Origin of the sequence: Streptomyces sp. NBC_01237 (genome assembly GCF_035917275.1) — a bacterium.
GTDB lineage: Bacteria > Actinomycetota > Actinomycetes > Streptomycetales > Streptomycetaceae > Streptomyces.
Genome location: NZ_CP108508.1, coordinates 4,673,593 through 4,686,771, shown reverse-complemented (window position 1 = coordinate 4,686,771; position 13,179 = coordinate 4,673,593). Strand labels below are relative to the sequence as shown.

The window sequence follows — 13,179 nt, the reverse complement described above, 5'->3', positions numbered from 1 at the left end:
ACGCGGAGGCCGTCGGCACCGCCGTCCGCCACCGCCCCTCTCATAGAATTTTTGTTAGAGTTGATGCGTGACGATTCCCGCCTACTCCCCCGGCGAGGGGCCCACCAAATCCGTGTCCGTGTCCGTCCACGAGGGCACCATCGAGGCCGTGCGCGCCCGTGTCGGCAAGCGCGGTATCTCCGGATACGTCGAGGCCGCCATACAGCGCCAGATCGAGCGCGACGACCTTGCCGAGTTGATCGCCTCGAACGAGGAGATCCATGGTCCGCTGACCCCCGAGGAGATCCAGGCAGCGGAGGAAAGACTGTCCGGCCCCACCGACAGGGGCACCGGTACCGCCGAGGCCGCGGCGTGAGCGGTACGTGGGTGCTCGACAGCGAGGCACTGTCTCTCTACCTGCGAGCCGACCGGGAAATGACAGCGTTCCTGGCGGTAGCTGCCAAGCGCGACGTCCGCGTGATCATCAGCGCGGTCACCCTCGTGGAGGCCGACCCCAGCGGTGCGCACAGGGCGCGCATGTCCTGGGCCCTCTCCCGGCTCGTCGTCGAGCCGGTGACGAAGGAAACGGCCGCCCGCGCCGTCGAGATCCTTCGGAACGCGGGTGGGCTCGCGGGTCACAAGTACGCCATTGACGCAGTGGTCGCGGCTACCGCACTCCATGCGTCCGGACCGGTGACCGTCCTCACCTCGGATACCGAGGACATGCACATGTTGTGCGGCCCGGCTGTGGCCGTCGTCAAGGTCTGACCGGCCGGGCCGGGCCTGGCAGCATGCCATCGAGGTCATCATCCGGCAGCCCCATGGCCAGTGCACCCACTATGCGCACCTCGACCGGGTGATCCACAACACCGGCGACTGGATCCCGCAGGGCCGCACGTCTGACTGCCCGGCAGCTCCCTGCCGCTCTCCCCGCGCGGTCCGTCCACGTACCGGAGCGAGAGCGGCAGCGGCATGTCCACGCACGCCGAGCCGCCTCGCGCCCGCCCTCAGCCCTGCACCAGTCGCAGATACGGTCCGAACTCCGACGCCAGCGTCAGCCGTCCCAGCTTCTGGTACTCCCGCTGGATCGCGTGGATCAGCGTCGGCATGGTCACCGACTCCCCCGTGTCCGCCGCCAGGTACGCCGCCGTCACCGCGATCGAGCGGATGTTGCCGCCCGCCAGCTCGAAGTTCTCCGCGCAGAAGTCCAGGTCCAGGTCCGTGCCCCTCGGCAGGAGCGGGCCCAGGCAGCGTTCCCAGAGGACCAGCCGTTGGTCGGGGTCCGGGACCGGGAAGTCGATGACCAGGTCCAGGCGGCGGGTGAAGGCGTCGTCCAGGTTCGCCCGGAGGTTCGTAGCCAGGATGGCCAGGCCGTCGAAGGACTCCATGCGTTGCAGGAGGTACGCGCTCTCCACGTTGGCGTAGCGGTCGTGGGCGTCCTTCACGTCCGAGCGTTTACCGAAGATCGCGTCCGCCTCGTCGAAGAGGAGGACGCCGTTCACACCTGCCGCCTCCGTGAAGATGCGCTCCAGGTTCTTCTCCGTCTCGCCCACGTACTTGTCGATGACCGTGGCCAGGTCGACCGTGTAGAGGTCCAGGCCCAGGTCCGAGGCGATCACCTCCGCCGACATCGTCTTGCCGGTGCCGGAGTCGCCCGCGAAGAGCGCCGACACACCTCGGCCCCTGCCGCCTCCCGGACGCATGCCCCACTCCCCCAGGACCCGGTCGCGGTGGCGGGCACGGGCGGTGAGTTCGCGGAGTTGGGTGTGGGAGTCGGGGGGCAGAACCAGGTCGTCCCAGGTCACCGTGGGTTCGATGCGGCGGGCCAGCCGGTCGAGGCCCGCCGCGTTCTGGGCGCGGGCTCCCTGGCGTACGTGGTCGGAGGTGAGGGTTCCACCGGCCAGGCGGGCCGTCTGGGCGGCGCTCCGGGCGGCTCCCGTCACCTGCTCCGGAGTGAGGAGGAACGGCGCGAGGAGATGGTCCGGGTCGATGGCGGGCGGAAGGGGGGACGGGGCCAGCTGTTTGTACGCGTCCGTCCAGAGCGCGCCGCGCGCCGACGGCTCCACCCTGGGGGCGTGCAGGAGCAGCGGTGGAGAGGTGGACCAGGACGCGTCCCAGGGCACCCGGCCCACCATGACCGTCGGTACGGGGGTGGCCGTGAGGAGCCTGAGCAGGTGCGGGTGTTCGCGCGAGACCGCGTCCAGCGGGGCACAGACCAGGCCCGCGCCCGTCAGCCGCGCCTCGCGGACCAGGGAACGTACCGCGTCCGCCGGTGCGGGGTCCTCGGCCAGCCGTGCCAGGTCCAGGCCCAGGACGCCGCGGCCCGCCCGTGTGAGTGCCGAGGCGGCCAGCGCCGTGCCCGCGCCGCCCTGGTCCTCACTGAGGTAGGCCAGCGGGACGCCGTCGGCCAGGACCCCGGCGAGCGGAGCCGGGTCGCCGACGCCCGGTATCGCGTGCCAGGGAGCCAGCAGGTCCGCCAGACGCGGGTCCGGGGTGTCGTCGCCAAGGAGGTGGGCGGTCACCCGGTCCGGTACACGCAAAGCTCGGCTCAGGAACGGGCGGTCCAGGTCCTCGACCAGCAGCAGCCGGCCCTCCCGCAGCGGAGAACGGGCCGACAGCCGGCCGCGCGCCACCTGATCGGCCGGAGACAGTCCGCACAGTCCCAGCGCCAGACCGATGGACGGGCGACGGCGCGTCACGTCGTCGTTGAGGTAGCCGTAGAACGCCTCGAACCGGTCGTCCAGATCCGGTACGAGGGCGATGAGCAGGATCTCGACGTCGAGCGGCGTGAGCCCGAACTCGGCTTGCAGGGACGTCAGTCGGGATGCCGGGGCGGGGCCGGGAGCGGCGGGGGTTTCCGAAGTCTTCGGGGTTTCCGAAGCCTCCGGTGCTTCCGCGGCTTCCGGGTACTCCGGGCCCGCTGGGGCTTCCGGCAGCGGCTCGGGGAAGCCGCGTACCGCGTCCTCGTCCAGCAGTCTCGCGATGTTCTCGTCCGTGAGGTACAGCCCCCGGAACGCGTCGTCCGGGTCCGGGTCGACGCGTTGCCGGGCCTCGACCGCCCGGCGGATGCGCTGCTCCACGGCCACCGCCCGAGCGAGGAGATGGCGCAGGTTCGGATCGTCGGTGGGGTGGCCCGAGGTCGTCATGCGGTGCTGTCCTCGCTGTCCTCCGTACGTCCGCCTAGGCCGTCCCTCTCGCCTCCGCCGTCCCGGTCGTCCCTCTCGCCTCCGCTGCCCCGGTCGTCCCTGCTGTCCTTCGCGCCCCGGCTCTCGGTGATCCGGAGCGAGAGGCCCCGGCGGGGCTCGCCCGTACCGGACGCCGTGCGCCGGTCGCGTCCATCGGCATCGGACCGTCCGTCGGAGCCGGCCCGCCCATCGGGGCCGTCGCGTCCGTCGGACCCGTCGACCGCCGCCCGTCCGGGGCGGCCCGGACGGGACCCGTACACCGGCAGACCGGGCCCACGCCCCGGCATCGGCTGACGGGGCCGTTCCGGAGGTGTCGGTACGTCCCCGAACCGTGCCCGGAGCCCCTCGTCCCCCACCGGCGGGCCCGCCACATAGGTCGGCGATGCCGTCACCGGAACGCTGATCACCAGGTCGAGCGAGGGTTTCAGCTCCCCGCCCAGCGCACTCCACACATCCGCGAACGAGCGGTCCTCGGGCGGCGGCAGCGCGATCGACATCGGTACGGCGGCCCCGATCTCTGCCAGTGAACCCGTCAGCCGCTCCGGGGGCAGCGCCTCGTAGCGCAGCAGGCACGCGAGCAGCGAGGACAGCAGCCGGTGTTCGTCCTCCGGGCGTTTCGTCCACGCCGTGATCAGGTACGACAGCTTGAAGTAGCGGGGCGGGCGGCGGCGCGCGACGACCGTCCCGTGCTCGTCGTACTCGTTGTGCAGGCCCCGCTCGCGGCGCTTCATGTCCTCGCGGATGTCATAGAGGTAGAGGTTGACCATGGGGGCGTTGACCTTCGCCGCCCACTCCCTCGTCGGCGCGTCGAAGACCACCGCGATCTGACCGCCTTCGAGCACTTCTGCCCGGATCAGGGACCGTAGTACGTCATCGACCTCGTGGATCATCCGGTGACCGCCCTCATCCTGCTCGGCTCAACTTTCTCTGCTCATCAGGCTCGGCTCATCCTTCTCGGCTCATCCTTCTCGGTTCATCGGGCTCGGCTCGTCATGTACCGGCTTCTCCCTCTCGGCTCCTCATGACCGGCCCGCGAAGTCCGGTGGCTGGAGGTTGCGTTGCACCACCAGGACCGGTTTCCGGAGACGGGGGAGGTCGCGGGCGTCCGCTCGCAGCATGCGCGGGCCGAGGGTGTCCTTGCGCAGGACCAGCATCTGTACCTCGAAGGTCCCGTCGCGGCCCACCCGTACGCCGGACCGGTCGGCGGTGATACCGATGTTCCACGTGAAACGTACGGTCTCGCCGGGCGGATAGTCCTTGCCCCGGGCCAGTACGGGCTGCCCCGGCCTGGCGACCTGCGGGGTGACGGTGAGCGAGGGCTTCAGGACGCGCAGCCGGTCCGTGTCCTTGTTGTTCGACGTGCGGCGGTCGGGCAATTTGCCGCGCACGGTGGCCCGTACGTCGCCGGCGATCGCCGCCCGGTACGTACCCGACTGCGTCACCTCGATCCGTCCCCCGGCGGGGATGGTGCACGGCTTTGCAGCAGTACACCGGTTGAGCCCTGGCAGGCTGCGGTCCTTAGCCTCGGACGGCTTGGGCCAGGTCGCGCCGATGACGACCCCGGTTGCCGCGTCCGGGCCGGCGTTGGTGACCGTGAACCGGGCGCGGGCCGGGCGCCCGACGTAGGTGCGGTCCGGGCTGACATCGGCCTTGACCGCGATGTCCGACGAGGGGGGCACCGGGGCTTCCAGCACCTCGAACTCCGCCGTGTCGGTCGCGGTGTTGCCCGCCGCGTCCGTCGCCGAGCAGGTGACCGTGGTCGCCCCGACCGGGAAGAGCGATCCGGACGCGGGCGTGCAGGTGACCGGCAGTGTGCCGTCCTGGGCATCCGTGGCCGTGGCCGTGTAGCTGATGCGCACCCCGTCGTCGTCCTTCGCCCGGACCGTACGGTCGTCCACGGTGACGACGGGAGCGTTGACGTCGTTCACGTCGATGCTGATCTGCTGCTGGAAGTCCGGGTCGGGCACGGCGGCCGGTCCGATCGTGTCCGTCCCCGGCACCTGCGTCCCGAGCAGGAACTGCACGGTGCAGGTGAGGGTGGTGCCCTGCGGCGCGTCGGCCGCGACATCGATGGTCTCCGCGAAGTCGGCGGTCTCCCCGCTGGTCAGGCTGCGGATGGGCGGGTCCAGCGCGACGGTGAGGTGCGGGTCGCAGGTGTCGAGGCGGTAGCCGACGGAGGTGGGCAGGTTCTTGAAACCCTCGATGATCGCGTCGGTCACCCCGTCGCCCGGTATCCCGCTGAGCATCCGGCCGTTGGTGGCCGCGGCGATCCGTTTGGCCTGGTCGGGCTCGTGATACGGGTCCTGATAGGTGGGACTGCTGTACCCCCAGCCGTTGAGCCCGTCGCCGTCCTCCGTCGTCACATCGACGGCGATGACCCGCACCCCCTTGTCCTGGAGCGCGAACACCGCTTCTTCGTAAGGGATCTTGTTGCTGGGGTTGTGACTCGACGCGTCGCCGACCAGGACGACCACCGGACTGGCCCCCTCCCGGAAGACCGTCCCGCCGTCCGCGCCGTTGGCCACCTTCCACAGCGCGTAGATCCAGTCCTCGGACGGGCCCTTGCTCCTGAAGCCGCGAGAGGTGTCCAACTTGTCGACACCCTTCTTCTGCACATCGTCCAGGTTCGTCGTCAGCCCCTGGAGCACGGCGAACTCCGCCGTCGGATCGTCCTTCTCATCGCCATAGGTAGCCACGGCGAACCGCGAATCCTCCTGCTGTTCGCGGACCGCCGTCGTGATGTCCTTCAAGCCCTTCTGCACATCACCGATCGGGACATCCATGCTCCCGGTGCCGTCCACCAGCAGCACCACATCGGGCCTCGGCGGGATCGCGGGCGTACGCACCCGCTTGTCCACGCCCGTCGAGCCGCCCGGGTCGAGCGCCTCGTGCACGCTCGCCGGGGTGACCCACGGGTCCGGGGGAACCGGCATGGCCGTGGCCACGCCGGTCACACCCGAGGCGGGAGCCAGACCGGTGGCGAGCAGGAGCAGAACGAGTGCCGCCGAACGGCGCGCTCCGGCCGGCCCGCGTGATCCTTTTCCTGGCTGCAACCACCGCACGGAATTCCTCCCCCGAAACCCGACCCGATCGGTTCGCACGGTCCCGCGAGAACTGCGCGTCCGCACCGGAAAGCGAGCCACACCACCGGGAAGGCCGAATTGCCCTTTGAGGCAATACAACGGCGCCCGAAGATCAAATAAGGCCCTGCCGCATCGCATACGCCACCGCATGGGAACGATTTCGCAGCTGAAGGCGGGTCATCACGGAATGCAGCACATTCTTGATCGTGCGCTCGGAATAGGCCAGTTTCGTCGCGATGTCCGCGGTGTCGTACCCCTCGGCGACCAGCCGCAGGACATCCACTTCGCGCGCCGCCAGACCCGTGAAGTGGAGACCGCGCGGACCCAGCACCTGCCCCTGGAGCCTGCCGACCTCTTCGAGGAGGCGTCCGAGCAGATCGGAGGGGAGATGGCCCTCCCCGCGCGCCACCGTCCCGATGACATGCACCAGATGCTCGGGCGTGGACTCGGAGCGCCTGACCACACCGGCGACGCCGCACTCCGCGGCGCTCACCAGTTTCTGCTCATCGATGTCCGTGGTGACCAGAACGGTGCGGGCGGTACTCGTGCGCTGTATGTGGCGCAGCATCCTCAGTACGTCCTCGTCGACCGTGTCCACCACCACGACCACCACCTGGGGCGAAGGCTCGGCCTCGCCCCATTCCATGACGCTGACCTCGGGACGGGCCCTCAATTGGCTGGCCACGCCCGCCTGCGAAATTGGATCTTGGGCCCTTAATGCGACAGTGGTGCGCTCCATGTCAATGCTCCCCCTGGGCAACAGCCGGAAGCATCACAGCATGCTCAAGCCTCACAGCTGCACACGTCTGCCTCATTAGTTTGAGGCGGTCAAAAGATTCCCATGTTTACTGACGAGGAAACTAAAAGGTGGTTACGGGCACTACATCTGCCCGGAAGTGTTCCTTCACGGCCGATGCCCGACAACGTCGGCGACCCTACGGTCCGCCGTATGAGTCTTACGGCAAGTCTCGACGAGTCGTCCGTCACCGCCGCACCGGGCGAGGAGACGGCCCTCCCCCTGCGGGTCCTCAACTCCGGCCAGACCGTCGAGGAGTACCGCTTCGAGGTGGTCGGCGCCTGTGCCGCCTGGTCGACGGTGGAGCCGGCGGTTCTGTCCCTGTACCCGGGTGACTCCCGGACCGTATCGCTCATGCTGCGGCCGCCCCGCGACTCGACCGTACTCGCGGGTGAGACCCCGTTCGGGATACGGGTGGTGCCCACCAGCGAGCCGGACGGCACCGTGGTGCCCGAAGGCCGGGTGACGGTATTGCCGTTCACCGAGACGACCGCCGAACTGGTACCGCGCAGCTCCCACGGCTCCCGCGGCGGACGGCACCAGTTCGCCGTCGACAACCGCGGCAACACACCGGTCACCGTGCGGCTCGGCGCCCAGCCCGGTTCCGAACTGGCACGCGTCGTCTTCGCCGTGTCCGAGCTCCAGGTCGCCCCCGGGCACGCGGAGTTCGGGAAGCTGCGCATCCGTCCGGCCAAGCGGATGTGGCGTGGCACCCCGGTCACGCACCCCTTCCAGGTGTTCGCCGCCCCGCAGGTGGCGGAGGGCCAGGAACCGGTGGAACCCGTCCTCGTGGATGGCTCCTACCAGCAGGAACCGATCCTTCCGCGCTGGCTTCCCCGCGCCCTGATCACGGCGGCGGTGCTGCTGATCGCGCTGGTCGGCCTCTGGTACGCCCTGCTGCGCCCGGCCGTGAAATCGGCGGCACGGGAGGCGGTCACGCCCGAGGCGGTACGTTCCGCCGCGGCGGCCGACAAGAGCAAGGCGCCGAACCAGGGCGACACGGCCGGAGCCGGCTCCGGAGGCGGTTCCGGAGGCGGCGACTCCGCAGGTGCGGGCTCGGGCGGCGGCGCGTCGAAGCCCAGCGCCGCCCCGAGCACGGGCGGCGCTGCGGGGGACCCCGCGACATCAGCCGCCCCGACCAGCGCCCAGGTGCGGGTCAGGGACGCGGTGGGCGGCGGCTCGAACACCTCGACCGCGCTCCAGGTGCCGGACGGGCACACGTTCCAGCTGACCGACATCGTGGTGCAGAACCCGCAGGGAGACGCGGGGACGGTGACCGTCTCCGCCGGAAAGGACAACCGTGTGCTGAGCCTCGGGCTGGAGAACTTCCGGGACTCCGACTACCACTTCGTGACGCCGATCCTGGTGCCCGCGGGCGGCAAGGTCACCATGACCATCGACTGCCGGAAGATCGGGAAGCCGGTGGGCGCACCGGCGCCCTCACGGTGCGCCGAGTCGCTGTTCCTCGGCGGCACGATGCGCCCGGACTCCGCAGGCTGACCACCCGACCGGGCCGGGTCGGTCCGATTGCCGGGCCGGGCCGGTCGTCGAGCCGGTCAGGTCAGGGAGGCCCTGCGGGTCAGGGAGGCCCGGCGGATCAGGCGGCTTCGCACCGTCGCGCCGTCGGTCCGTGCGGCTGCGGAGAGCCGGGCAGGGGGCTGCTCAGGCCGGTGGGGCTTCCTCTTCCTCCTCCGGGCCCTTCTCCTCGGCCCGCTGGACGAACGAGCCCTGCACGTCGGCCGGTTGTTCGTCCTCGTCCTCCGTGGCCGCACGCTGTACGGCGGGCGCGGCGGGTGCGACCGGCGCGGCGGGAACAGCGGTAGCGGCGGCGGCCGACACGGGTGCCGGGTCCGAGAGCACCCGGTCCGCGTTCGCCACAGCCTCCCGCTCGAAGCGGTCCGAGGGATCACTGACCCGGATGCCGCCCGGCGCCTCCGTGCCCTCGACCGGCCCACTGCGCTGCTGGATCACATGCGTCAACTCATGGGCCAGCGTCGTACGGCCCTGCGGTGACGACGGGTCGTACGCGTCCCGCTGGAAGACCACGTTGTTGCCCACGGTGTACGCGTGCGCTCCGACGCCCTTCGCCGACTCGTGCGCGGCGGAGTCGTTGTGGATACGTACGTCGGAGAAGTCCGCGCCCATACGGCTCTCCAGATCCGTACGGGTATCGGTGTCCAGGGGCGAACCGCCGCCGGACGACACGACGTCGTGCACCGGTGAGCGCTGCGCCGCTTGCGGTTCTTCCTCCGCCGGTCCGGACGGGCCCGCCTTGGCGCGCTGGATCATCGGGTTGAGCGCACCGTTGCCCACGGTCCGCTGGAGCATGCCCATGCCGCTCGTCCCGACCACGTCCGTACGCCCGGCAGCCGCGGCCCGGAAGAGGTGGTGCGTCTCCGTCCCGCCGTCGTGGACGTCCGCCGTCCTCGGCGCCGCGACCGCGTCCGCGTGCTCGTGCCGCCCGTGCTCGTCCTGCCCGTACTCGCTCCCGCGCGGGAGGTCGTGGTCGTGGGCCCGCTCCGGGTCCTGCTCGTGCTGATGCTCGTGGTCGTGTGCGTTCATCGTCATCTCCCCTGACCGCACCGGTCGCGGACATCCGCCGCGACGCCCTGCGGCGGCCCGCACCGGTCCCGGCTCTCCACCTTTACGGGAGGCTCCCTGCCCCGTCCAGCCCGTGTCCGGCCCGTCCGGTGCACCCGGTGCTGCCTTTTCGGGCATCCGGACGGTACGGACGTCCCCCGCGTCCCCGCCCGCACACCGGGCCGAAGCGGCAGCACCGCGCCGCCGCTCAGAGCGTGCCGCGCGCCGGAGCCACGCTCACCGACACGCGGCTCTCTCCCGGCCCCGGCCGCCGGGTCCACGAGGCACCCCGCACCGCGTGCAGCCGGCCGTGGCGCAGGGCGAACCGCGGCAGCGTCACCCCGAACGCCTCGGCTGTCGCGTCGAGCGCCCGTATCTCCGCTTCCTGGTCGAGATGGGCACCGGCCCCGTCGGCGAGGCCGTGGGGACCGGGCCCGAAGAGGGCGGCGCCGAAGAGGGCAGGGTCCAGCCCTTCGGGCGGTGTGCCGGTGGACTCGGCCGCGCCTCCGTGTGCCGTACTCACGAAGCGCTGCCGGCCGTCCTCCGCGTACGAGAAGCGGAACGCGCGCCGCGACCCACTGCCCACTCCAACGGTCCAGAAACAACTGCCAGTTGTCGATGCCCACGTATCCGATCCTGACATCCACCACTGACAACCCACAGCGACGCGAAGGCGAGACGACGAAGGCGAGACGATACGTCTTGCGAGGCCCGGGAGATCGCGCTACTCTGCCACTCGAACCAAACGAGACGATACGACTCGTCTAGTCACGCGACCCGTCGTACTGGTCTCGCCCACGCTTCACCGCCCCTGTCGCCGACGGAAGGAATCGCCCTTGCAGCCGACCCCAGCCACCACCGCGCCCCGCTCGACCTCCCGGATCGTCCTGACCGACATCACCAAGCGCTACGACGACCGCCAGGTCCTCGACCGCGTCACCTGCACCCTCCGCCCCGGCGAACGGGTCGGGGTCATCGGCGACAACGGCTCCGGGAAGTCGACGCTGCTCCGGCTCCTCGCGGGCGTCGAGCAGCCCGACAACGGCACCGTCGATGTCACCGCCCCAGGCGGCATCGGTCATCTTCCGCAGACCATCGACCTGCCGGACACCGCACGCGTCGGCGACGCCATCGACCTCGCCCTGGCCGACCTGCGCGCCCTGGAACGGCGCATCGCCCGCGCGGAGGCGTCCCTGGGCCGTGCGACGCCCGAGGAGCTGGCGGCGTACGGCGAGCTGGTCACCGCGTACGAGGTACGGGGCGGCCGGGACGCGGAGCGCCGGGTGGAGATCGTCCTGGCCCGGCTCGGCGGGCGCACCGCCCCGGACCGCGACCGTCCGCTCGGCACCCTGTCCGGAGGGCAGCGTTCCAGGCTGGCGCTCGCCGCGACGCTGGCCGGCGCCCCCGAACTGCTGCTCCTCGACGAGCCGACCAACGACCTGGACGACGAGGCGGTCGCGTGGCTGGAGGAACACCTGCTGGCCCACCCGGGAACGGTCGTGGCCGTGACCCACGACCGCGCCTTCCTGGACCGGGTCACGACGAGCATCCTGGAAGTCGACGGTGCCCGGCACACGGTCCAGCGGTACGGCAACGGCTACGCGGGGTTCCTCACCGCGAAGGCCGCCGACAGGGCGCGCCTGCACCGGCGGTACGAACAGTGGCGGGCCGAGAACGCCCGGTACTCCGCGCTCGCCGACTCGAACATCGGGCTGCTCTCCGCCATCCCGCGCAAGGCGCCCGCCTCGTTCAGCGGCGCGGGGGCGTTCCGGGCGCGGTCGCGGTCGCACGGCGCGATGAGCCGCATCCGCAACGCCCGCGAGCACCTGCACCGGCTCGCCGAGAACCCGGTGCCGCCACCGCCGCAGCCTCTGCGCTTCACCGGCCGCATCCAGGGCCCCACCGACGCACCGACCGGAACAGCCCCGGACCTGCACCTTTCCCCGTCCCCGGCCCCATCGGCGGACCCGAGCCCTTCCCCTTCCCCGGCCCCAGCGACATCCCCGGCCCGGTCCCCCGAGGCCGCCGCCGCCCAGCTCACCGCCGCCCAACTCACCGGCGCCCATCCCACCGGCGTCCAGCTCACCGGCATCCACGTCCCCGGCCGTCTCACCCTCGATGCCCTGCACCTCGCCCCCGGCGACCGCCTCCTGGTCACCGGCCCCAACGGAGCGGGCAAGTCCACCCTCCTCCAGCTCCTCGCGGGCGAGCTGGTCCCCGAGCGCGGCACGGTCCGCCGCCCGGACCGGGTCGGTCTTCTGCGCCAGAGCACCGCACGCCCGGAGGGCGCCGAAGCGGCCCGTACGGTCCTCGAAACCTTCGCCGCGACCAGGGGGTACGACGACCCTGCGGAGGCGGCCGACGAACTGCTCGCCTTCGGCCTGTTCCGTGCGCATGACCTGGCCACCCCCGTCGGCGCGCTCTCCATCGGCGGCCGGCGCCGGCTCGAACTGGCCGCGCTGATCGCGAACCCGGTGGATCTGCTCCTCCTGGACGAGCCGACGAACCACCTGGCCCCGGCCCTGGCCGAGGAGATCGAAGCGGCGCTGGCCCAGTACACCGGAACACTGGTGGTCGTCACCCACGACCGCCGGATGCGGGCGGCGTTCGCCCACGTGAACCGCCTCCGTCTCGCCCATCAGCAGCAGCTGGAGTCGCCGTCCTCCGGCGCTCTCGGGATCATCGGAGGATGACGCGAAGCGACAGCGGCAAGGACATCACGGTGCGGATCGCCCAGCAGCCCGAGGCGGACGAGCTGCTCGGGCGCAGCCCGCTGGCCGCCCTCGTCGGGATGCTGCTGGACCAGCAGGTACCGATGGAATGGGCGTTCACGGGCCCGTTCACGCTGGCGGAACGCATGGGCGGGGACGACCTGGACGCCGGGGAGATCGCCGCCTACGACCCGGAGGCGTTCACCGAACTCTTCACCACCAAACCGGCCCTGCACCGCTATCCCGGCTCCATGGCCAAGCGGGTGCAGCAACTCTGCCAGTTCCTCGTGGCGGAGTACGGCGGTGAGGCGACCGCGGTGTGGACCGACGCGAAGACCGGCGACGAGCTGCTGGAACGGCTGAACGCGCTGCCCGGCTTCGGCACCCAGAAGGCGCAGATCTTCCTGGCACTGCTCGGCAAGCAGTTCGGTGTCCGGCCCACGGGCTGGCGGGCGGCGGCCGGTCCGTACGGCGAAGCGGGCTCGCACCGCTCGGTCGCCGACATCACCGGCCCGGACTCCCTCGCCGAGGTGCGTGCGCACAAACAGGAGGCGAAAGCGGCGGCCAAGGCAGCCAAGGCTGCCAGGACGGCAAAGACCGCGACCACGGCGACGGGGACGGGGGCCGCAACCGCTGCCGCGAGGGCGCAGCAGGGCGTGAAGAAGGGGGCGAAGAAGTGATCACGGATCGGTCAGTCGTCGAGAGGCTCTTCAAGGGCACCCCTGAGCGGTCACTCGATGAATAACAACTGATCACAAACGGCCACAGCGGTTCACAGAACTCACCTCACTCGCTAGCTTTCCCAGCACATCCGTTCACGCCGGAAGGACCCCTGTGCACGCAAC

General features: G+C 71.0%; 10 protein-coding genes and 1 pseudogene. 5 read left to right on the top strand and 6 right to left on the bottom strand.

The features are described 5' to 3' along the window. Positions 1-67 precede the first annotated feature (67 nt). Positions 68-355: a hypothetical protein gene (locus OG251_RS20685; RefSeq protein WP_326678578.1), complete on the top strand. Its 288-nt coding sequence runs from the start codon at positions 68-70 to the stop codon at positions 353-355. After that, positions 352-747 carry a type II toxin-antitoxin system VapC family toxin gene (locus OG251_RS20680; protein WP_326678577.1) on the top strand — a complete coding sequence of 132 codons (396 nt, stop codon included), beginning with the start codon at positions 352-354 and terminating at the stop codon, positions 745-747. The genes OG251_RS20685 and OG251_RS20680 overlap by 4 nt, the downstream gene beginning before the upstream one ends. A gap of 239 nt (positions 748-986) precedes the next feature. Here the strand turns inward: OG251_RS20680 and OG251_RS20675 are convergent, their stop codons facing one another. The 4 genes and pseudogenes from OG251_RS20675 to OG251_RS20660 form a co-directional block, all read right to left on the bottom strand. Next, positions 987-3,125 (bottom strand): ATP-binding protein, encoded by a 2,139-nt coding sequence (locus tag OG251_RS20675; protein WP_326678576.1) that lies wholly within the window; start codon positions 3,123-3,125, stop codon positions 987-989. Positions 3,126-3,397: 272 nt separating this feature from the next. After that, positions 3,398-4,054 (bottom strand): annotated as a pseudogene (locus OG251_RS20670) (DUF4255 domain-containing protein); the annotation flags it as partial. A gap of 129 nt (positions 4,055-4,183) precedes the next feature. Further along, positions 4,184-6,226, bottom strand: coding sequence for an HYR domain-containing protein (locus OG251_RS20665; protein WP_326678575.1), 2,043 nt, complete (start codon positions 6,224-6,226; stop codon positions 4,184-4,186). Between the two features lie 133 nt (positions 6,227-6,359). Then, the gene (locus OG251_RS20660; RefSeq protein WP_073727509.1) at positions 6,360-6,986 is read right to left on the bottom strand and encodes a helix-turn-helix transcriptional regulator; all 627 of its coding nucleotides are present in this window, start codon (positions 6,984-6,986) and stop codon (positions 6,360-6,362) included. A 210-nt stretch (positions 6,987-7,196) separates the two neighbouring features. On the opposite strand from OG251_RS20660, the gene OG251_RS20655 reads away from it, so the two are divergent. Continuing rightward, a complete protein-coding gene (locus OG251_RS20655) occupies positions 7,197-8,543 on the top strand; it encodes a COG1470 family protein (RefSeq protein ID WP_326678574.1) in 1,347 nt (448 codons plus the stop codon). A 162-nt stretch (positions 8,544-8,705) separates the two neighbouring features. Here the strand turns inward: OG251_RS20655 and OG251_RS20650 are convergent, their stop codons facing one another. Together OG251_RS20650 and OG251_RS20645 are read right to left on the bottom strand one after the other, a co-directional pair. Further along, positions 8,706-9,611 (bottom strand): eCIS core domain-containing protein, encoded by a 906-nt coding sequence (locus OG251_RS20650; protein WP_326678573.1) that lies wholly within the window; start codon positions 9,609-9,611, stop codon positions 8,706-8,708. 220 nt (positions 9,612-9,831) lie between these two features. Then, positions 9,832-10,146 (bottom strand): hypothetical protein, encoded by a 315-nt coding sequence (locus tag OG251_RS20645; RefSeq protein ID WP_326678572.1) that lies wholly within the window; start codon positions 10,144-10,146, stop codon positions 9,832-9,834. A 313-nt stretch (positions 10,147-10,459) separates the two neighbouring features. On the opposite strand from OG251_RS20645, the gene OG251_RS20640 reads away from it, so the two are divergent. Both OG251_RS20640 and OG251_RS20635 read left to right on the top strand, forming a co-directional pair. Beyond that, positions 10,460-12,316 (top strand): ABC-F family ATP-binding cassette domain-containing protein, encoded by a 1,857-nt coding sequence (locus tag OG251_RS20640; protein WP_326678571.1) that lies wholly within the window; start codon positions 10,460-10,462, stop codon positions 12,314-12,316. Next, positions 12,313-13,014, top strand: a complete 702-nt coding sequence (locus tag OG251_RS20635) for an HhH-GPD-type base excision DNA repair protein (protein WP_326678570.1) — start codon at positions 12,313-12,315, stop codon at positions 13,012-13,014. The genes OG251_RS20640 and OG251_RS20635 overlap by 4 nt, the downstream gene beginning before the upstream one ends. The last annotated feature ends 165 nt before the right edge of the window (positions 13,015-13,179 follow it).